The sequence below is a fragment of the Janthinobacterium sp. BJB426 genome (assembly GCF_002735705.1).
Taxonomy (GTDB): domain Bacteria; phylum Pseudomonadota; class Gammaproteobacteria; order Burkholderiales; family Burkholderiaceae_D; genus Janthinobacterium.
In genome coordinates, this window is record NZ_PDZL01000015.1 from 14,252 (window position 1) to 33,507 (window position 19,256).

Consider the following 19,256-nt stretch of genomic DNA (forward strand, 5'->3'; position numbering starts at 1 on the left):
TTTTTAATTTCCTGTCGCCACGGGCCGCGCCGGATCGGCGCACCATTCGCTCCACGAGCCCGGATACAGGGCCGCGCCAGGCAAGCCGGCCACTTCCAGGGCCAGCAGGTTGTGGCAAGCCGTCACGCCGGAGCCGCACTGCAGGATGGCTGCTTGCGGCGAGGCGATCAATGCGCTGAAGTCGCGCTGCAATTCATCCGCACTTTTGAAACGGCCATCCGCCTGCAAGTTATCTTTGAAAAAACGGTTTTTCGCGCCGGGGATGTGGCCACCGACGGGGTCGATGGTTTCGTTCTCGCCCCGATAACGGTCGGGCGCGCGCGCGTCGATGACGGTCAAGGCCTGGGTTTCCAGGTTGGCGATGACGTCCTGCACGCTGACCGTGCGTGTCAGGCTGGCTTTTTCCGTCAGGGTGCCGACAGGGCGGGGCGCCACGGGCGTGACCAGCGGCAAGCCTTGCGCCTGCCAGGCGACCAGGCCGCCGTCGAGCACGGCCACATTCGGATGGCCGAGCCAGCGCAGCAGCCACCACACACGGGCGGCGAACATGCCGCCCTGGCCATCGTAGGCGACCACTTGCGTGTCGTCATTGATGCCCCAGCCGCGTAGGGTGGCCAGCAGGGCGTTGCGCTCGGGCAAGGGATGCCGTCCCGTAAAGGCCGGGCCGCGCGCCGTCTTGGGGCTGGACAGGGCCGTGTCGATATCGGCAAACTGCGCGTTCTGGATGTGGCCGGCGGCAAATGCGTCGCTGCCGGCTGTCGGGTTGAGCAAATCGTGGCGGCAATCGAGGATGACCCAGTTGCTGTCATTCAGGTGGCTGGCCAGTTCGCTGGCCTGTAACAAGGTGGTGTACATCAGGAACGCTCCTTTACACTTCGCTGGCAATCGGATCCGTGCGCGCTATCGCCGCGCCTCGGGCCGTGTTGCGGGTATTGTAATAGGTTGCCGCGATGCCGGAAGCGAGAATGATGCCGATGCCGGCCCAGCCATGCCAGTCGAACAGGTCGCCAAAGATCACCACGCCCCAGAAGCTGGAAAAGACGATGCCCGTGTATTGCAAATTGGCAACCACAAGGGTCTTGCCCAGGCGATAGGCGCGCGTCATGGCCATCTGCGCCATGGTGGCGCACAGGCCGATGGCGGCCAGCAAGCCGATGCCATAGCCGCTCGTGTGTGCGTGCCAGACGACGGGGCCGCCGCCGGCGCTGGCCACGTGGCCGATCACGCCGGCCAGGAAGTTGACGACCGAGAAATAAAACACGACCCGGTATTCGGGTTCGCCCAGCAAGCCCAGCTTGCGCACCTGCAGGTAGGCGAGGGCCGATAGCATGCCGGAAATCAAGGCCGTGATGGCGCCGGCCGCCTGGTCCGTCTCGAACACGGGTTGCAGCAGCAGGGTCACGCCGACAAAGCTCATGGCAATGGCCGCCACCAGCGGCCACTCGACTTGCTTCGTCGCTTTCCACCAGCCGCCGGCCAGCAGGATCACGGCGATCCAGATGGGCGCCATGTAATTGAGCGTCATGGCCGTGGCCAGTGGCAGGATGGCGATGGCATAAAACCACAGCCACAGGGCGATTACGCCCACCACGCCGCGCCACAGATGCTGGCCCGGCATCGTGGTTTTAAAGCTGCCGCCCTGGTACAAAATCGTGCAGCTCATGACGGTCATGCCGATGATGCCGCGGTACATGACGATTTCGGAGGTCGAATACATATCCGACGCCAATTTGACGCACACGCCCATGATGGCGAACATGAAACTGGCGAATAACATCCAAAGCGATTGCATGAGTAAATCCTGGTGATGAAAATGAAAAAGGCCGCACGAGGCGGCCCTTGAGGGAGTTACAGTTCGATATTGTTGCGGTACCACTCGTGGAAATGCTGCATGCCATCTTCCATCGGCGACTGGTAAGGACCCACTTCGCTCACGCCACGCGCCATCAGGGCCTTGCGGCCCGCATCCATGCGCTGGGCGATTTCATCGTCCTCGACGCAGGTTTCCATGTAGGCAGCCCGTTCCGCTTCGACGAAGTCGCGCTCGAACAACACAATTTCTTCTGGGTAATAAAACTCCACCACGTTGCGCGTCTTTTGCGGGCCATCGGGCCACAGGGTCGAGACGACCAGCACGTGCGGATACCATTCGACCATGATGTTCGGATACAGGGTCAGCCAGATGGCGCCATACGGCGGCGCTTCGCCGCCACGGAATTGCAGCACCTGCTCCTGCCATTTCTTGTAGGCAGGCGAACCGGCCTGCTGCAAGCCGCGGTGCACGCCCACCGTTTGCACGCTGTAATCCTTGCCGAATTCCCAGCGCAGGTCGTCGCAGCTGACGAAGCTGCCCAGGCCCGGATGGAACGGTTCCACGTGATAGTCTTCCAGATAGACTTCGATGAAGGTCTTCCAGTTGTAGTCGCACTCGTGGATTTCCACGTGGTCGAACATATAGCCGGAAAAATCGAGGTCTTTCGAGACGGACAAATCTTTCAATTTTTCCATCACGTTGTAGCCATTTTGCTCGAACAGCAAGCCATTCCAGCTTTGCAGCGGCGTTTTCGACAGGTTCAGGCACGGCGTCTCGGGGAAATGCGGCGCGCCGATCAATTCACCCTTGAGGTCGTAGGTCCAGCGGTGCAGCGGGCAGACGATATGGTTCGCATTGCCGCGGCCATTGAACATCAGCGCCTGCCGGTGGCGGCACACGTTGGACAGTACTTCGATGCCATTGGCGTTGCGCACGAGCATGCGCCCTTCGTTCTCAGACGCCAGGGTCGCAAAATCGCCGGTTTCCGGCACCATCAGCGCATGCCCGACATAGCGCGGGCCGGCTTGGAACAATTGCTGCATTTCACGCTGCAACAGCGTTTCGTCAAAATAGACGTGGACCGGAAGTTGCGCGTTTGAACGCGCCAGCTTGGCGTGAGTAGCCAGATCGGACATCCCAACCCCCCATAAATGTACAACGGTCAGCAGTGCCCCAGGCCATTCCCTGGGCAACCGCTACAGAGAGAAAGAATCCGCAAAGACCTGAATTCAAATTTGTTGAAACGGTATTTCGGACAGAACCGGCGATTATAGCGCGGATCGGCCTCGGCATTATCAAAACCCCCCCGGCAAATAGGCTATTAATGAGAAACATTGTCATTTGGCGCGCAATTTCCGGCGGAGAGGGGCGATTCGGCTAAAATCCACTGACAAGCTGGCAACGCTATTGACTTTGAGCGCGTCGATTGCGCTTAAGTTTTCACTTAATAGTGTGGTTTGTTCTAAAATAACGCTTCTATGCTGGCCGGGAATCCCCGGCGTCTCCCTACAAGCCCCTCGTGCCACGAAGAGATCTGAGTCTATGTCGAAGAAATTAACTGCCGCTGCCGCAGCGCCGGCCTCGTTTGAAGAGGCAATGGCGGAACTGGCGCAGCTGGTAACGCAAATGGAAGCGGGCCAGTTGCCGCTGGAAGCATCGGTCGCGGCGTATCAGCGCGGCTCGGAACTGGTCAAGTATTGCGCCACCCAGCTCGACAGTGTCGAAGCGCAGGTGAAAGTATTGGAAGGCGACATGTTGAAACCTTTCGTGGATGCCGGCGAGGCCGCCCAATGATGGCGAACATGCAACAAGACAGCGTGACCTTCGGCGACTGGATGCAAAGCACCCAGTCGGGCGTGGAAGGCCGGCTCGACCAGTTTTTGCCTTCGGCGGATGCGGTGCCGCACAAGCTGCATGCCGCCATGCGTTATGCGCTGCTGGGTGGCGGCAAGCGCGTGCGTCCGCTGCTGGTGATGGCGGCTGGCGAACTGTTTGATGCGGATCAAGACACCCTCGCGCGCGCTGCTTGTGCGCTGGAAATGATTCACGTGTATTCGCTCGTGCATGACGACATGCCATGCATGGATGACGATGCCTTGCGCCGTGGCAAGCCCACCGTGCACATCGCCTACGATGAAGCGACGGCCCTGCTGGTCGGCGACGCGCTGCAATCGCAGGCCTTCATGCTGCTGGCCGACGGCGCGGCCATTCCACCTGCGCGGCAAATGGCGATGCTCAAGCTGCTGGCGCACGCCTCCGGTTCGGCCGGCATGTGCGGCGGCCAGGCGATCGACCTCGACAGCGTCGGCCTGGCCTTGACCTTGCCGCAGCTGGAACAGATGCATCAACTGAAAACGGGCGCCTTGCTGCGCGCGGCCGTGATTCTCGGCGCGCTGGCCGGCAAGGACTTGACGGCGGACGATATGACGGCGCTGAACGCGTATGCGCGCGCCGTCGGACTGGCCTTCCAGGTGGTCGACGATGTGCTCGACGCCACGGCTGATTCGGCCACCCTGGGCAAGACGGCAGGCAAGGATGCGGCCGCCAACAAGCCCACTTACGTATCGATACTGGGGCTGGAACCATCGAGAGCCCTGGCAGAACAATTGCGGTGCGACGCCCATGCGGCGCTGGCGCCATTCGGGGACAAGGCACGCCGTTTGCGCGAGCTGGCGGACCTGGTCGTGCAGCGGAAGGCATAAATGAAACTGTTAGAAACCATCAATGAACCAGCGCAAGTGCGCAAGCTGGCCCGCTCGCAACTGGTGCCGCTGGCGCAGGAATTGCGCAGCTTCCTGCTCGATTCCGTTTCCAAGACGGGTGGCCACTTGTCGTCCAACCTGGGCACCGTCGAGCTGACCGTCGCGCTGCATTACGTGTTCAACACGCCGCACGACCGCATCGTATGGGACGTGGGCCACCAGACCTATTCGCACAAGATCCTCACGGGCCGCCGCGAGCGCATGCACACCTTGCGCCAGAAAGACGGCATTTCCGGCTTCCCGAAGCGCGATGAGAGCGAGTACGACACCTTCGGCACGGCGCACTCGTCGACGTCGATCTCGGCCGCGCTGGGCATGGCGCAGGCCGCCAAAATCAAGGGTGACCCGCTGCACGCGATCGCCGTGATCGGCGACGGTTCGATGACGGCCGGCATGGCCTTCGAGGCGATGAACAATGCTGGCGTGCAAGAGGACGTCAACCTGCTGGTGATCCTGAACGACAACGACATGTCGATCTCGCCACCCGTCGGCGCGCTGAACCGCCACCTGGCGCGCTTGATGTCGGGCCAGTTCTATGCGGCCGCCAAAAATGTCGGCAAGTCCGTCCTGCCCGGCCCCGTGCTGGAACTGGCGAAGCGCTTTGAAGAGCACGCCAAAGGCATGGTCGTACCCGCCACCATGTTCGAGGAATTCGGTTTTAACTATATCGGCCCCATCGATGGCCACGACCTCGATTCGCTGATCCCGACCTTGCAAAATATCAAGCAACTGAAGGGCCCGCAATTCCTGCACGTGGTGACCAAGAAGGGGCAAGGTTACAAGCTGGCCGAAGCGGAACCGATCCTCTACCACGGCACGCCGAAATTCAATCCGGCCGAGGGCATCAAGCCGGCCACGGCGCCTGGCAAGATGACGTACACGGAAGTGTTCGGCAACTGGCTGTGCGACATGGCCGCCCACGACAAGCGCTTGGTGGGCATCACGCCAGCCATGCGCGAAGGCTCGGGCATGGTCAAGTTCGAACAGCAATTCCCGAACCGTTATTTCGATGTCGGCATCGCCGAGCAGCATTCCGTGACGTTTGGCGCCGGCCTGGCCTGCGAAGGCCTCAAACCCGTCGTGGCCATCTATTCGACGTTCTTGCAGCGCGCCTACGACCAGCTGATCCACGACGTGGCCCTGCAGAACCTGGACGTGACGTTTGCCCTGGACCGTGCCGGCCTGGTGGGCGCCGACGGCGCCACGCACGCGGGCAACTACGACATGGCGTTCCTGCGCTGCATCCCGAACATGGTCGTCATGGCCGCGTCGGACGAAAACGAATGCCGCCAAATGCTGACCACGGGTTACCACTATCCGGGTCCGGCCGCCATCCGCTATCCGCGCGGCGCCGGTGCCGGCGCGGCGATCGTGCCGGAACTGACCAGCATCGAGATCGGCAAGGGCGAAATCAAGCGCCAGGGCAAGCGCATTGCCATCCTGGCCTTCGGCTCGATGGTGGCGCCGAGCGCCGCAGCGGGCGAGAAGCTCGACGCGACGGTGGCCAACATGCGCTTCGTCAAGCCGCTCGACGTGGCGCTGGTGAAGCAGCTTGCCGCCGAGCACGATTACCTGGTGACGGTGGAAGAGGGCTGCATCATGGGCGGCGCCGGCTCGGCCGTGGCCGAAGCCCTGGCGGCGGAAGGCATCGTCAAGCCGATCCTGATGCTGGGCTTGCCCGACACCTTTATCGATCATGGCGACCCCGTGCAACTGCTGAAAAGCGTGGGCCTGGACGCCACCGGCATCGCCGCGTCGATCGAGCAGCGTTTTGGCGGCATGCAGCCGCGCCTGGCCGTCGTCAGCTAAGTTTGCCTGTCGACAGGAAAGCGGCACTGCGGTGCCGCTTTTTTTTCGCCTGTCGGGATTTTACGTTGCACTGCAACATTTTCTGCCGGGGAATGCTACGATGACGCTTTGATACTTCTTTCAAAGTCCAACTTGCATTTCAGGAAACTTCACCGCCGTACACGCGCACTGGCCGGCCGCTGGCTGACGGGCATGCACGCCTATACCGATACCCTGGCACAGCGCCGTCCCCTGTGGATGGTCAGCCTGGCTATCGACGAAACGAATCTGTCCGAGGGCTTGCGGGCCGCCTGCGCTTCCAGCGCCATGCTGCTGCTGGGCCTGCTGTTCGACCACCCCGATTTTTCCTGGGCCGCCATCGGCGCCTTCTGGACCTGCCTGGCTGACGCGGCGGGCACGCGGCGCATGCGCTTTGTCTCGATGGTGGGCTTCGGCTTGCTGTCGACGGTCGCCGGCGGCCTGACGGCGCTGGCGGCCGGGCATGGTGTGGCGGCGGCGGCCATCGCCGTGCTGCTGTTTTCCTGGGCCGGCGCGCTGGCGCGCATCTGGGGTGCGGCCACGGCGCAGGTGGCCATCCTGGCGGCCACGACCTGCGTGGTGATGGTCACGCACCCATTGGAATCGATGACGCAGACGGCGCCTTTCCTTGGCCTGTACATGTTCGGTTGCCTGTTCGCCACCGTGCTCAGTTTTACGGTCTGGCGCATCCACCCGTTCAGCCCGGCCAGACGCGCCATCCGCGCCGCGTATTCGCGCCTGGCCGGCATCGCGCGCGACAATGCGCGCTTCCTCGAACATGACGCCGCGAAAGCGGGTGTTGCCGCGCATGGCGCCAGCTACCGTTCGCAGGCGCGCGCCGCGCTGGAAGCGGCGCGTGTGGCGCTGGCCGCCGTGCCGCCCGCGCGCGCGGGGCGCAGCGCCCTGTACGACAACCTGCTGCTGGCGCTCAGCGACGCCGAGCGCATCTTCGCTTATCTGATCGCCGTCACGCATACGTGCGAGCGCGAGCAGCAGCGCCTGCGCCAGGACCCGCGCGCGCGGCGCAGCCTGGAAGTGATGGCCGTGCTGCTGCGCCGCCTGGGGCAAGCCCTGCAGCGCCAGCCGGAAACGCCGCCTTTGGCCTTGCAGCGCCGCCTGGCTGGCTGTGGACGGCGCCTGGAAGGGGCGCTGGGCGCCTTGCTGCCGCTGCGCCTGAATGTGGACTTCATGGAACTGGGTTTGCCGCGCGCGGCGCAGCTGCCGTGGCGCGAGGCGGCTTTCCTGGCGCTGGGGCAGGCGTGGCAAACGGCGAAAGTCAACGCCACGCCGCAGTCGCTGAGCTGGCGCCATGCGGCGCGCGTATCGCTGGCGACGACGGCCGGCTTCCTGCTGGTCGAGGCGCTGCACATTCCGTTCGGCTACTGGGCCACGATGGCGACCTTGTTGATACTGCAGCCGTCCGTGTCGACCACCTGGCCGCGCGGCATCGAACGGGTCGCGGGCAGCGTGCTGGGCGCCGTGCTGGCCGTGCTGATCGGCCTGGTCATTTACACGCCGCTGGGCATCTCGCTGGTGGTGTTTCCCCTGATCGTCGCCACCATGGCCTTGCGCCGCGTCAGCTACAGCCTGCATGTGCTGTTCATGACGCCCGCCTTCGTGCTGGTGGCCGACTATGCGGCGCCCGCCAGCGAGATGGTGTATGCGATGAGTCGCCTCGGCAACAATGTGCTGGGCTGCGTGCTGGCCTTGCTGGCCACGTTTTTCCTGTGGCCCGACCGCGAGGCGGACGACCTGGACCAGCGCCTGGCGAAAGCCGTGTCGGCCAACCTGAAATACCTGCTGGCCGTGCTGGCGGCCGGCGGTAAATGGGACAGCGCCATTGCGCGCCTGCGCCGCGAGGCGGGACTGGCCAGCAATAATGCGGAACAGGTCTTGCAGCGCTTGCGCATCGAGCGCCGGCTGGACCGCAGCAGCGGCGTGGGCCTGGCGGCGCTGCGCACCTTGCCGCTGCTGCGCCGCGTGGCGGGCAGCACGGCGCGCATCAGCCTGAGTCCCGAGGCAGAGCCGGCGCCGCCCGCATTGCAACGGTGGATTGCCGAGGTCAGCGGGGAAATCGATGCCTTGCTGCGCGGCGAGTCCGGCGCCCCGACGCCTGGCTCCTGTGCCAGCGATGGCTTGACAGCCCTGCAAGCCGACGCCGTGGCCCAGGTGCAGTTGCTGCGCGGCTTGCTGCGCGCGCATGTGCAAGCGCAGGGGAAGGCGGAAAAATTGACGCAGGTCGCCGAATAGATAACGTTTGCCCGGTTTCGCTGTGCCGCTGCCATGTTGATGGTTATCATTTGTCGATGTCAGCGTGCAAAACAGGAATGAGCGACGTGTATAGATTTACAGTAAGCAAGAATGGATGGGTGGCCGCTGCCGTGCTGGCCATGGCCGTGGGATGGCCGGCAGGAGGGGATGCGGCGGCGCGCGAAGCCGAAGCCGTCGCTTGCGCCACGCCGGATGGCTGGAATTTCGCCTGCCTGCGCCAGACCTACGCGCAACCGGTCAGCAGCTGGCCCCGTCCGCAACTGCCCGATGGCGTGACCGCAGCGGAAATGGCGCCCGTCTCGGCCATGCCCGTACCGGCCGTGGCGCCGGCCATCGTGGCGCTGGGGCAGCGCCTGTTCAACGATCCCCGTTTGTCGCACTCGAACGCGGTGGCTTGCCTCAGTTGCCACAGTCCGGCGCACAGCTTCGCCGACAGCAAGCGTGTTTCCGTGGGACACGAAGGGCGGCTGGGCCAGCGCAATGTGCCGGGCTTGCTGGGCGTGGGACAGCTCACGCCGCTGTTCTGGGATGGCCGCGCCAGCACCCTGGAAGAGCAGGCGCTGGGGCCCTTGCAGCATCCGGATGAAATGGCGGCCGTGGCTGCGCAATTGCCCGCCAAGCTGGCCGCGCTCGATGACTACCCGGCACAGTTCGATGCGGCTTTCGGCAAGGAAGATGGCGTGACCTTGCCGCGCATTTTGACGGCGCTGGCCGATTACCAGCGTACCCTGCTGCCGCCCGTCACGCGCTTCGATACCTTCCTGGAAGGCGAACGCACGGCCCTGAACGACCGCGAGCTGCTGGGCCTGCACCTGTTCCGCACCAAGGCGCGCTGCATGACGTGCCACAGCGGCGCCTTGCTGACGGACCAGCAATTCCACAATCTCGGGCTGAGCAATTACGGCAGCCGCAAGTATGAAGACCTGGGGCGCTACCTGGTGACGGGCAAGAATGAGGATGTGGGCAAGTTCCGCACGCCGGGCTTGCGCGGCGTGGCGCAATCGGGGCCGTGGATGCACAATGGCGCGTTCGGGCAGATGGTGGGCATGCTGAACATGTACAACGCGGGCATGTCGCGCCCCGAGCCGCACAACGCACAGCAGGCGGCCGATCCGAAGTTTCCCGTCACCTCGCCGCTGCTGCAGCGTTTGCAGCTGACGTCCGATGAAATCATCGCGCTGAAGAGTTTTCTTGAGGTGCTGTAGCCGCTCGGCCGGCTGCGCCCGCAACCGGCCTTTACTTGCTTGCGGCGCCGATATTGTATAGACGTTTGGCGTCTCCCAATCTCTCCAAATTCCACATTTCATGGGCTTTCCCGATATATTTTCCAAACTGAAAATTTATCGGAAGGAAACATTGACTCTAAAATAAGTGCGGTCTATAGTCGTTTTCGTAGCAAGCAAAGACGAAATCTGTATGGATTTTTACGACTGGTCTGATGCGATTGCCTGGTTTGCCTGGTGCAATCGCTAACATGGAGAGTAGTAAATGAAAAAGATTGCCGCGTTTATTTTTACCCTGGGTTTGAGCGCTTCCTATGCCATCGCTTCGGATAACAGCTGTTACAGCTGCGAGGAGGAATTGCGGGAATGCCAGATGATGTATGGCGACAGATCCCCATTCTGCAGCAGCAGTTATAAAGGCTGCCTGAGAGGCTGCCAAGCCGGCGCCTGATAGCCGTTTTGCATTGCCAGGCGGCCGCCCAGCGCATGCTGCATCCGCCGCCCTCGATCATTGAAGCCTCTGACAATACTTATGATGCAGAAAAAAATTAAAACCATCGCCATGTATGGCTTGATCCTGGCCGCCGGCCTGGGCAGCGGTTATGGCCTGTCCTTGTTGCCCGGCTTGCTCAAGTCGAATTACACCGAGGGCAATTACGCCGCGTATTTCCCGAATGCCCAGGCAAAGGTGGTGTTGTACGGCACGGACTGGTGCGGCTATTGCGCCAAGACGCGCGCGTACTTCAAGGAGAACAAGATCGATTTCGTCGATCTCGATATTGAAAAATCCCCGGAAGCAAGAAAAGCCCATGAAGAACTGGGCGGCGGCGGCGTGCCCGTGGTGTTGATCGGCAACCGCAAGATCCAGGGTTTCAATACGGGCGCGCTGGACGCGGCGCTGAAGAAAATCTGACGTTTCAACTTGTCAACTTGAAAGGCTGACCATGTTCAAAAAGATTGCCGCGTTCCTGTTTGCCGCCGGTGCCGCCCTGTCCTTCAGTGCCCAGGCATTTGGCCCTGACTGCACCTTTGTCTGCGAACGCAACCTGCTCGATTGCGTGGAATTCGGCCAGCCGGCCTGTATGGAAAATTACCAGGCTTGCCAGAAGGAATGCCTGCGCCCACCGCGTAATTGACGCGCGGCGGCAGTATCCGCTTGTGGATGGCGCGTAAGAGACGGCGCGCCATGGCTGTTGTTCATCGTCTGTCAATTCAACAGGAGTGCTTATGTTCAAAAAACTGGGTTTCTTTTTGTTTGCCATGGGCGTCAGCGCCTCGTATGCGATCGCTGGCGGCGGCGAGCCGGAATGCTATACGCAGTGTGACGACGATCTGGTGCAGTGCATGACGGACCATCCGAGGTCGCCAGGCGCTTGCTCCAAGATTCACCAGATGTGCAATCAAAGCTGCGATCCATACCTGCCGTAAATAATGATTGCCGGTCTGCCAGTCTCCTGGCCAGGCCGGCCGAATCACCTCATCCGTCCTGCAGTGCCTCATTTCCACAAAGGAGTACTTATGTTCAAAAAACTGGGTTTCTTTTTGTTTGCCATGGGCGTCAGCGCCTCGTATGCGATGGCCAGTAGTACCGCCGACATTTCCGAATGCCAGTCCGAGTGCTATATGGCGTTCGATGCCTGTGTCATGGAGTTCAGTGTTCCTTCATGCGTCCGCGCCAATAAAGTGTGTCTTCAGGCCTGCGGCTAGGAAAATCCAATAACTATTCTGGCCGGTGCTGAAGAAAGGCGCTAGCCGATTCTATCCCTTGTCTTTGGGCGCAACATGAAACGGCGGCATGTTGCGTGTTTACTTCACGTCGCTCACTAAGGAACAGCATGTTTAAAAAAATCGCTTTTTTTCTTTTTGTTGCAGGTGCCAGCCTGTCGTTCAACAAGGCGGCAAACAGCACCCCAAGCTGTGGTTTCCAGTGCGCCCAATTAAGGGGAATTTGTCTCGACGAAGGCCGGGGTGACGCTTCCTGCCGCGACAACTACAATTTCTGCGTTGAAAACTGCCGTAATGGCATCTATCCCGAGATGCCGGAATAAGCAACACGTGCATGGCCGCGTCATCTGGCGCGCTCATGCCGCCACAACACGTCGCTGCCGCCGGCAAAGCGGTTCAGCACGCGCGACAGCACGAACAACAGGTCGGACAGGCGGTTCACGTACTGGCGCGGATGCTCGTGGAGGGCTTCCGCATTGGCCAGCGCGACGATGCTGCGCTCGGCGCGGCGGCACACGGTGCGGCATACATGCGCCAGCGAGGCGGCGCGCGAGCCGGCTGGCAGGATGAATTCACTCAAGGCCGGCAAGTCCGCATTGTATTTCGCCAGCAAATCGTCGAGGCGCAGCACGTGCTCTTCCTTGATCAGCTGGTAGCCGGGAATGCAGATTTCTCCGCCCAGGTCGAACAGATCGTGCTGGATGGCCACCAGCTCCTCGCGCAAGGCGTCGGGCATGGCTTCGCACAGCAGCAGTCCCAGATTCGAATTGAGTTCGTCCACGTCGCCCATGGCGTGGATGCGGGCGCTGTCCTTGCTGGTGCGGCTGCCGTCGCCCAGGCCGGTGCTGCCATTGTCGCCCGTGCGCGTGGCGATTTTCGAAAGTCGGTTGCCCATGATGTCGATCCTGTAAAGAAGAATGGGGGCAGCATACGACACCGCGCGCCGCCTGGCCCCGCATTTGCCCGCCATTGTGACAAAAAATGCGCTGCGCGCCACTTTTGTGCTTACAATCGTTGCACGCCCATGCCCATTTGCCTCCCATCTTATGCTCAATGCTGCCCCTGAATCCGGATTGACCGCCGCGCGCCAGCAAGCCGTCGTCGCGGCCCTGCTGGCCGTGCTGCCGGCACGCTGCGTGCTGTCCGACGCCGAAGATACGCGCCCGTATGAATGCGATGGCCTGGCCGCCTACCGCCAGTTGCCGATGGTGGTCACCTTGCCGGACACGGAAGAACAGGTCATCGCCATCCTCGGCGTCTGCCGCGAGTTGAAGGTGCCGATCGTGCCGCGCGGCGCCGGCACGGGCCTGTCGGGCGGCGCCTTGCCGATCGCCGATGGCGTGGTGCTGTCGACGGCGCGTTTGAACCGCATCGTGCGCGTCGACGCGTATGCGCGCATCGCCGTGGTGCAGCCGGGCGTGCGCAACCTGGCCATTTCCGAGGCGGCGGCGCAATATGCCTTGTATTACGCGCCCGATCCATCCTCGCAGATCGCCTGCAGCATCGGCGGCAACGTGGCGGAAAACTCGGGCGGCGTGCATTGCCTGAAATACGGCTTGACCGTGCACAACGTGCTGCGCGTGCGCGTTGTTACTATTGATGGCGACGTGCTGGAACTGGGCGGCGAATGCCTGGACTCGCCCGGTCTCGACCTGCTGGCCGTCTTCATCGGCTCCGAAGGCATGCTGGGCATTGTCACGGAAGTGACGGTGAAACTGATACCGAAGCCGGCCACAGCCAGAGTCATCATGGCCTCGTTCGACGACGTCGTCACGGGCGGCAACGCCGTGGCCAACGTGATCGCCGCCGGCATCATCCCGGCCGGGCTGGAAATGATGGACCAGACGTCGTCGCGCATGGTCGAACCGTTCGTCAAGGCCGGCTACGACATCGACGCGGCCGCCATTTTGCTGTGCGAAGCGGATGGCACGCACGAGGAAGTGGAAGAGGAAATCGCCCGCATGACGGCCGTGCTGGAAGGGGCGGGCGCCAGCGCGATTGCCGTCTCGCAGTCGGAAGCGGAACGCATGAAATTCTGGTCCGGCCGCAAGAACGCCTTTCCCGCCGCCGGGCGCATCTCGCCCGACTACTACTGCATGGATGGCACCATCCCGCGAAAAAAACTGGCGGAAGTGCTGACGGGCATCGCCGCCATGGAAACGACGCATGGCTTGCGCTGCGCCAACGTATTCCACGCGGGCGACGGCAATCTGCACCCCTTGATCCTGTTTGACGCCAATATGCCCGGCGAATTCGAGCGCGCCGAAGCGTTTGGCGCCGACATCCTGGCCCTGTGCGTGGCCGTGGGCGGCACCATCACGGGCGAACATGGCGTGGGCATGGAAAAGATCAATTCCATGTGCGTGCAATTTACACGCGCCGAACTCGATGCCTTTTTTGCCGTCAAGCGCGCCTTCGATCCGCATACCTTGCTGAACCCGGACAAGGCGATCCCCACCTTGAACCGCTGCGCCGAATTCGGCAAGATGCATGTGACGGCGGGGCGGCTGCCGTTCGCCAACCTGCCCCGTTTTTAATCTGCCGGAGACTCCTTTGCAAGCAATCGTGGAACAATTCAGGCAGCAGATCCTGGTGGCCAGCGCGGCGGGCAGCCCCTTGCGCCTGCGCGGCGGGGGCACGAAAGACTGGTATGGCCAGCGGTTCGACGGCGAGGTGCTCGATACGCGCGCGTATGCGGGCATCATCGACTATGAACCGACGGAGCTGGTGATCACGGCCCGCTGCGGCACGCCGCTGGCGCAGATCGAGGCGGCGCTGGCCGCCCGCAACCAGATGCTGGCCTTCGAGCCGCCGCACTTCGGCCCCGGCGCCACGGTGGGCGGCGTCGTCGCCAGCGCCTTGTCCGGCCCGCGCCGGGCCAGCGCGGGCGCGTTACGGGATTTTGTGCTGGGCGCCGTGCTGATGGATGGCCATGGCGAACGCCTGGCGTTTGGCGGGCAAGTGATGAAGAACGTGGCCGGCTACGATGTCTCGCGCCTGCTGGCGGGGTCCCTGGGGACACTGGGCCTGATCCTGGAAGTGTCGCTGAAGGTGCTGCCCTTGCCGCTGCGCGAAGCGACGTTCCGCTTGCCGTGCGCGGAAATCGCCGCCTTGCGCATGCTCAATGAATGGGCGGGCAAGCCGCTGCCGATATCGGCCAGCTGCTGGCACGATGGCGTGTTGACGGTGCGCCTGTCCGGCGCCGAGGCGGCCGTGTCGGCGGCCCTGCAATCGCTGGGGGGCGAGCTGCTGGCAGCCGATGACGCGGCCGCCTTCTGGCTGGCCGTGCGCGAGCAGACGCACACATTCTTCGCGGGCGCGGGCAGTCTGTGGCGCTTATCTCTGCCGCCGCACGCCAGCGCCATGATTTTAAAGGGGCGCCAGTTGATCGAGTGGGGCGGGGCCCAGCGCTGGCTCAAGCTCGATGGCGACGCCGATGCCGACTGCGCGCGGCACATCCGCCAGGCCGTGGCGGCCGCCGGCGGCCACGCCACGCTGTTTCGCGGCGACGACAAGGCCGTGGGCGTGTTCCACCCGCTGGCGCCGGCCATTGCCACCATCCACCAGCGCCTGCGGCAGGCGTTCGACCCTGCCGGCATCTTCAACCCGCACAGAATGTATTGAGCGCGCATGCAAACCAATCTCGCCGATTTCATCAAGAATACGCCGGCAGGCGACGAAGCCGAAGCCATTTTGCGCGCCTGCGTGCATTGCGGCTTTTGCACGGCCACCTGTCCCACCTACCAGCTGCTGGGCGACGAACTCGATGGCCCGCGCGGACGCATCTACCTGATCAAGCAGGTATTGGAGGGCGCGCCCGTCACGGCCAAGACGCAGACCCACCTGGACCGCTGCCTGACCTGCCGCAACTGCGAATCGACCTGTCCCTCGGGGGTGCAGTACGGGCGTTTGGTCGACATCGGCCGCAACGTCGTCGAGCAGCGCGTGCAGCGCCCCTTGCGCGAGCGCGCGCTGCGCTTCGCCCTGAAGGAAGCCTTGCCGCGCCGCTGGCTGTTTACGCCCGTGTACAAGGCGGGGCAGGCGCTGCGCCCGCTCCTCTCGAAAAGCTTGCAGGATAAATTGCGTCCGGGCGCCGCCGCCGGTGCATGGCCCGCGCGCCAGCATGCGCGCAGCATGCTGCTGCTCGACGGTTGCGTGCAGCCGGCCATGTCGCCGAACATCAACGCGGCCACGGCGCGCGTGCTCGATGCGCTCGGCGTGCAATTGATCGTCGCGCCCAAGGCCGGTTGCTGCGGCGCGCTGCGCCATCACCTGAACGACCAGGACGCGGCGCTGGACGACATGCGTCGCAATATCGACGCCTGGTGGCCATACGTGGAAAGTGCCGAAGCCATCGTCATGACGGCGTCCGGCTGCGGCGCCACGGTGAAGGAATATGGCCATCTGCTGGCGAACGATGCACAGTATGCGGACAAGGCGCGGCGCATCGCGGCGCTGACGCGCGATTTGTCCGAGATCATGCCGGCGTTTGAAAACGAGCTGGTGGCGTTGCTGAAAGGGCGCATCGGCAAAAAAGTGGCGTATCACCCGCCCTGCACCCTGCAGCACGGCCAGCAAATCCGTGGCAAGGTGGAGCAGGTGCTGCGCGCCGTTGGCGTCGATGTGCGCCTGTGCGCCGATAGCCATCTGTGCTGCGGTTCTGCCGGCACGTATTCGATCCTGCAGCCGGCACTGTCGCAGCAGCTGCGCGACAACAAGGTGGCGAACCTGGAAGCGTGCGAGCCGGAGATGATCGTGTCGGCCAATATCGGCTGCCTGAGTCATTTGCAGTCGGGCACGGAGACGCCCGTGCGGCACTGGATCGAGCTGATTGATTCAGCTTTGTCTCCGATCAAATAGGCGCTTCGCTGTACTGCGCAATGCGCCATTGGGGGGCTGGCACGAAGTTGGCAGCCCATTCCAGCACGGCGTCTGCCGGCATGGGGCGGGCGATGCCGTAGCCTTGCGCCAGGTCGCAGCCCAGCTGGATCAGGCGCGCGCCATGCTCGACGCTTTCCACGCCTTCGGCGATCACCGTCAAGCTGAAGGAACGGGCCAGGCCGATGACGGCGCGCACCAGGTGCAGGTCGTCGCGGTCGTTGAGCATGTTGCGCACGAAGCTCTGGTCGATCTTGACGATATTCGCCGGCAGGCGTTTTAAATATGACATCGACGAGTAGCCGGTGCCGAAATCGTCGAGCGCAAACGTGATGCCCAGCGCCTGGCAGGCGCGGATGATGCGGCGCACGTCTTCGATGTCGTGCAGCGCCGACGATTCGAGGATTTCCAGTTCCAGCATGCTGGCGCGCACGCCGGGAAATTCGCCGAGGATGGTTTCCAGGCGCGAGACGAAATCCGGTTGCTGGAAGTGGCGCGCCGCGATATTCACGCTGACGACCCAGTGCTTGCCGCAAGCCACCCAGCGCTGCATCTGCCACAGGGCCTGGCGCAGCACCCATTCGCCGATGTCGATGATCAAATCCGTTTGCTCCACCAGCGGCAGGAATTGCGCGGGCGCCAGCACGCCGCGGCGCGGATGCTGCCAGCGCAGCAGCGCTTCCATGCCCACCACCGTGCCGGCGCGCATGTTCACCTTGGGCTGGTAGTACAGCCGCAGTTCGCCATTGATCAGGGCCTGGCGCACTTCCGTGCGCTGGTTGTGGTGCGTGCGCACCTCCTCATCGAGGTTGGTGTCGAAGAAGTGGTACTGGTTGCGCCCCGTCAGTTTCGCCTGGTAGACGGCGTGGTCGGCGTGGCGCAGCAGGCTTTCCGTATTCAAGTCCTTGCCCGCGTAGACGGCGATGCCGGCGCTGGCCGTCATGTGCAGCGCCTGCTGGTCGCACTGGTAGGGGCGGCTCAGTTCCTGCATCAATTGCGTGATGTTTTGTTCGATGCTGGCGATGCTGGCCTGACCGCACAGCAGCATGACGAATTCATCGCCGCCCAGGCGCGCCGCGTAATGGACCTGGCCCGTAAAGCCGTGCAGGCGGCCGGCCACCTGCTTGAGGATTTCATCGCCGGCCTCGGCGCCATAGCGGTCGTTGATGGACTGGAAGTGGTCGAGGTCGAACAGGCAGACGGCCAGCAGGCGCTGGCGTTCGCGCGCCAGGAACAGTTCCTGCTCGAAGCGGGCGGCCAGCGCGGCACGGTTGGGCAAGCCCGTCAGCACGTCATTGTAGTTTTGCCACGACAGCTTTTGCAGCGCCTGCTGCATGTGCACGGTTTCGTTCAGCTGTTCGCCCAGCTGGCGCTGGCTGGTTTTCAGCGAAGTCAGCAGTCCTTCGATATCGCCGGCCATGCCGTTGAACGATTGCGACACGGCTTGCGCCTCGGGCGTGGCGCCAGCCGCCAGGCGCACGGCGAAATTGCCATCACGAAAATGGTCGGTCGCTTGCACGAAGCGCGCCAGCAGCTTGCGGTGCGACGCCAGGATCAAGCCCAGCAGGAGGAAGACGAGGACGATATTGATGCTGCTGAGGACGGCCTGCTCGAGCACCCTTTGCCACACCTGCGCCAGGGACCGTCCGGGCGTGTAGTGCAGGTCGAGGATGCCGTCTCCGCCGTCAGGCAGCGCCACCGTCAGGCGGCTGCGGATGGCCGCCATGCCCGCCAGGCGCGCAAACCACGCCGGCACGCCGTCGGCCAGCGTGTCGCCCGGCTTGTTGTCGGCCAGCACTTCGACATGCGCGCCAGCCGTATCCCAGCGCGCGGAAACGAGGCTGCGGTTCAGCGGCAAGGCGCTGCGCAGCGCCTGCCGCACGCTGTCGTGCGTCGCATGCCGGTCCGTGTGCACGGCCAGCGGCAGCACGCTATTGGCCAGGAACAGGTCGAGTTGCCGCGCGTCGCTCTGGTAGCGCGCATTGGCCAGCGCCGTTTCCGTACCGAGCAGGGCGTGATAGCGAACGGCGGAAACGGCGAGTATCAGGAAGGTAATAGGGATGAAGAGGCGGGGATAACTGCCCATCCGCATCCAAGAAGATAATATTTTCCCAAAGACTGGCATCGTTTTATGATCGATATCTGCGAATAATTATGTAAACATTATCACCGATATTTGCTATTTGAAACACAATATTGATATCAAGCATGAAATAAATACGGTTTTATGGATTTCGCATGATTGTTGTCTTAAATCAAAGTATTTCGTTTCTACTCTTGTAGCAACTGCCGTATGTCGGCCGCCAGGCTGGCCGGTTTGCTGGCCGTCGCGTAGCGGCGAAATACGCTGCCATCCTTGCGCACTAAAAACTTGGTGAAATTCCATTTGATCGATTGCGTGCCCAATATGCCGGGCGCCGCCTGTTTTAATTGCTCAAATACGGGATGGGCATGCGGGCCATTCACGTCGACTTTGGCAAACAGGGGAAAGGTGACGCCGAAGTTTTTTTCGCAAAAGGCGCCGATCTCCTCATTCGAACCCGGTTCCTGCTGGCGGAATTGATTGCAGGGAAAACCCAGCACGACCAGGCCCTGCTCGTGGAATTCGCGGTACAGCGTTTCGAGCCCCTGGTATTGCGGCGTGAAACCGCAGGCGCTGGCCGTATTGACGATCAGCAGCACCTTGCCCTTGTAGCGCGCCAGGTCGACCGGCGTGCCGTCCAGTGCTTCGGCCTGGAAATCGTGGATGCTGGTCAT

Annotated in this window: 20 protein-coding genes; 13 read left to right on the top strand and 7 right to left on the bottom strand. The window is 62.8% G+C overall.

The genetic code is table 11. From position 1 onward, the window contains the following. Positions 1 to 3 precede the first annotated feature (3 nt). The 3 genes from CSQ93_RS20910 to CSQ93_RS20920 are packed head-to-tail and all read right to left on the bottom strand — an operon-like array spanning position 4 to position 2,949. Positions 4 to 855: a sulfurtransferase gene (locus CSQ93_RS20910; RefSeq protein WP_099379703.1), complete on the bottom strand. Its 852-nt coding sequence runs from the start codon at positions 853 to 855 to the stop codon at positions 4 to 6. A 13-nt stretch (positions 856 to 868) separates the two neighbouring features. Then, positions 869 to 1,792, bottom strand: coding sequence for a DMT family transporter (locus tag CSQ93_RS20915; protein WP_035824654.1), 924 nt, complete (start codon positions 1,790 to 1,792; stop codon positions 869 to 871). Between the two features lie 56 nt (positions 1,793 to 1,848). Then, entirely contained in the window at positions 1,849 to 2,949 is a 1,101-nt protein-coding gene (locus tag CSQ93_RS20920; protein WP_046683421.1) for an aromatic ring-hydroxylating oxygenase subunit alpha, read from the bottom strand. A 406-nt stretch (positions 2,950 to 3,355) separates the two neighbouring features. Between CSQ93_RS20920 and CSQ93_RS20925 the strand changes: the two genes are divergently transcribed. From CSQ93_RS20925 to CSQ93_RS20945, 5 genes are all read left to right on the top strand, one after another. Next, positions 3,356 to 3,607 carry an exodeoxyribonuclease VII small subunit gene (locus CSQ93_RS20925; RefSeq protein ID WP_046683420.1) on the top strand — a complete coding sequence of 84 codons (252 nt, stop codon included), beginning with the start codon at positions 3,356 to 3,358 and terminating at the stop codon, positions 3,605 to 3,607. An 8-nt stretch (positions 3,608 to 3,615) separates the two neighbouring features. After that, positions 3,616 to 4,515 (top strand): polyprenyl synthetase family protein, encoded by a 900-nt coding sequence (locus tag CSQ93_RS20930; protein ID WP_099379800.1) that lies wholly within the window; start codon positions 3,616 to 3,618, stop codon positions 4,513 to 4,515. Beyond that, entirely contained in the window at positions 4,516 to 6,384 is a 1,869-nt protein-coding gene (gene dxs, locus CSQ93_RS20935; RefSeq protein WP_099379704.1) for a 1-deoxy-D-xylulose-5-phosphate synthase, read from the top strand. 192 nt (positions 6,385 to 6,576) lie between these two features. Further along, positions 6,577 to 8,652, top strand: coding sequence for an FUSC family protein (locus CSQ93_RS20940; RefSeq protein ID WP_099379705.1), 2,076 nt, complete (start codon positions 6,577 to 6,579; stop codon positions 8,650 to 8,652). An 86-nt stretch (positions 8,653 to 8,738) separates the two neighbouring features. Further along, positions 8,739 to 9,878, top strand: a complete 1,140-nt coding sequence (locus CSQ93_RS20945; RefSeq protein ID WP_233516279.1) for a cytochrome-c peroxidase — start codon at positions 8,739 to 8,741, stop codon at positions 9,876 to 9,878. Positions 9,879 to 10,035: 157 nt separating this feature from the next. Here the strand turns inward: CSQ93_RS20945 and CSQ93_RS29530 are convergent, their stop codons facing one another. Then, the gene (locus CSQ93_RS29530) at positions 10,036 to 10,335 is read right to left on the bottom strand and encodes a hypothetical protein (RefSeq protein WP_233516280.1); all 300 of its coding nucleotides are present in this window, start codon (positions 10,333 to 10,335) and stop codon (positions 10,036 to 10,038) included. 93 nt (positions 10,336 to 10,428) lie between these two features. On the opposite strand from CSQ93_RS29530, the gene CSQ93_RS20955 reads away from it, so the two are divergent. The 5 genes from CSQ93_RS20955 (at position 10,429) to CSQ93_RS28975 (ending at position 11,944) form a co-directional block, all read left to right on the top strand. Continuing rightward, positions 10,429 to 10,809, top strand: coding sequence for a glutaredoxin family protein (locus tag CSQ93_RS20955; RefSeq protein WP_233516281.1), 381 nt, complete (start codon positions 10,429 to 10,431; stop codon positions 10,807 to 10,809). 31 nt (positions 10,810 to 10,840) lie between these two features. Further along, positions 10,841 to 11,032, top strand: coding sequence for a hypothetical protein (locus CSQ93_RS20960; RefSeq protein WP_099379707.1), 192 nt, complete (start codon positions 10,841 to 10,843; stop codon positions 11,030 to 11,032). A gap of 91 nt (positions 11,033 to 11,123) precedes the next feature. Further along, entirely contained in the window at positions 11,124 to 11,324 is a 201-nt protein-coding gene (locus CSQ93_RS20965) for a hypothetical protein (protein ID WP_099379708.1), read from the top strand. Positions 11,325 to 11,414: 90 nt separating this feature from the next. Further along, positions 11,415 to 11,603: a hypothetical protein gene (locus tag CSQ93_RS20970; protein ID WP_099379709.1), complete on the top strand. Its 189-nt coding sequence runs from the start codon at positions 11,415 to 11,417 to the stop codon at positions 11,601 to 11,603. 128 nt (positions 11,604 to 11,731) lie between these two features. Beyond that, the gene (locus CSQ93_RS28975) at positions 11,732 to 11,944 is read left to right on the top strand and encodes a hypothetical protein (protein ID WP_139143510.1); all 213 of its coding nucleotides are present in this window, start codon (positions 11,732 to 11,734) and stop codon (positions 11,942 to 11,944) included. A gap of 20 nt (positions 11,945 to 11,964) precedes the next feature. On the opposite strand, the gene CSQ93_RS20975 is transcribed toward CSQ93_RS28975, so the two are convergent. Further along, positions 11,965 to 12,516 carry a cob(I)yrinic acid a,c-diamide adenosyltransferase gene (locus CSQ93_RS20975; protein ID WP_099379710.1) on the bottom strand — a complete coding sequence of 184 codons (552 nt, stop codon included), beginning with the start codon at positions 12,514 to 12,516 and terminating at the stop codon, positions 11,965 to 11,967. A 151-nt stretch (positions 12,517 to 12,667) separates the two neighbouring features. Between CSQ93_RS20975 and CSQ93_RS20980 the strand changes: the two genes are divergently transcribed. Genes CSQ93_RS20980 through glcF form a run of 3 tightly spaced genes read left to right on the top strand, consistent with a single transcriptional unit; the run spans position 12,668 to position 16,481 of the window. After that, positions 12,668 to 14,158 carry an FAD-linked oxidase C-terminal domain-containing protein gene (locus CSQ93_RS20980; protein ID WP_099379711.1) on the top strand — a complete coding sequence of 497 codons (1,491 nt, stop codon included), beginning with the start codon at positions 12,668 to 12,670 and terminating at the stop codon, positions 14,156 to 14,158. Between the two features lie 16 nt (positions 14,159 to 14,174). Continuing rightward, positions 14,175 to 15,245: a glycolate oxidase subunit GlcE gene (gene glcE, locus CSQ93_RS20985; RefSeq protein WP_099379712.1), complete on the top strand. Its 1,071-nt coding sequence runs from the start codon at positions 14,175 to 14,177 to the stop codon at positions 15,243 to 15,245. A 6-nt stretch (positions 15,246 to 15,251) separates the two neighbouring features. Continuing rightward, a complete protein-coding gene (gene glcF / locus CSQ93_RS20990) occupies positions 15,252 to 16,481 on the top strand; it encodes a glycolate oxidase subunit GlcF (protein WP_099379713.1) in 1,230 nt (409 codons plus the stop codon). On the opposite strand, the gene CSQ93_RS20995 is transcribed toward glcF, so the two are convergent. Then, complete coding sequence (locus CSQ93_RS20995) at positions 16,474 to 18,585, bottom strand: putative bifunctional diguanylate cyclase/phosphodiesterase (protein ID WP_099379714.1); 2,112 nt, start codon at positions 18,583 to 18,585, stop codon at positions 16,474 to 16,476. The genes glcF and CSQ93_RS20995 overlap by 8 nt on opposite strands. 185 nt (positions 18,586 to 18,770) lie before the next feature. Beyond that, positions 18,771 to 19,256 carry a glutathione peroxidase gene (locus CSQ93_RS21000; RefSeq protein WP_099379715.1) on the bottom strand — a complete coding sequence of 162 codons (486 nt, stop codon included), beginning with the start codon at positions 19,254 to 19,256 and terminating at the stop codon, positions 18,771 to 18,773.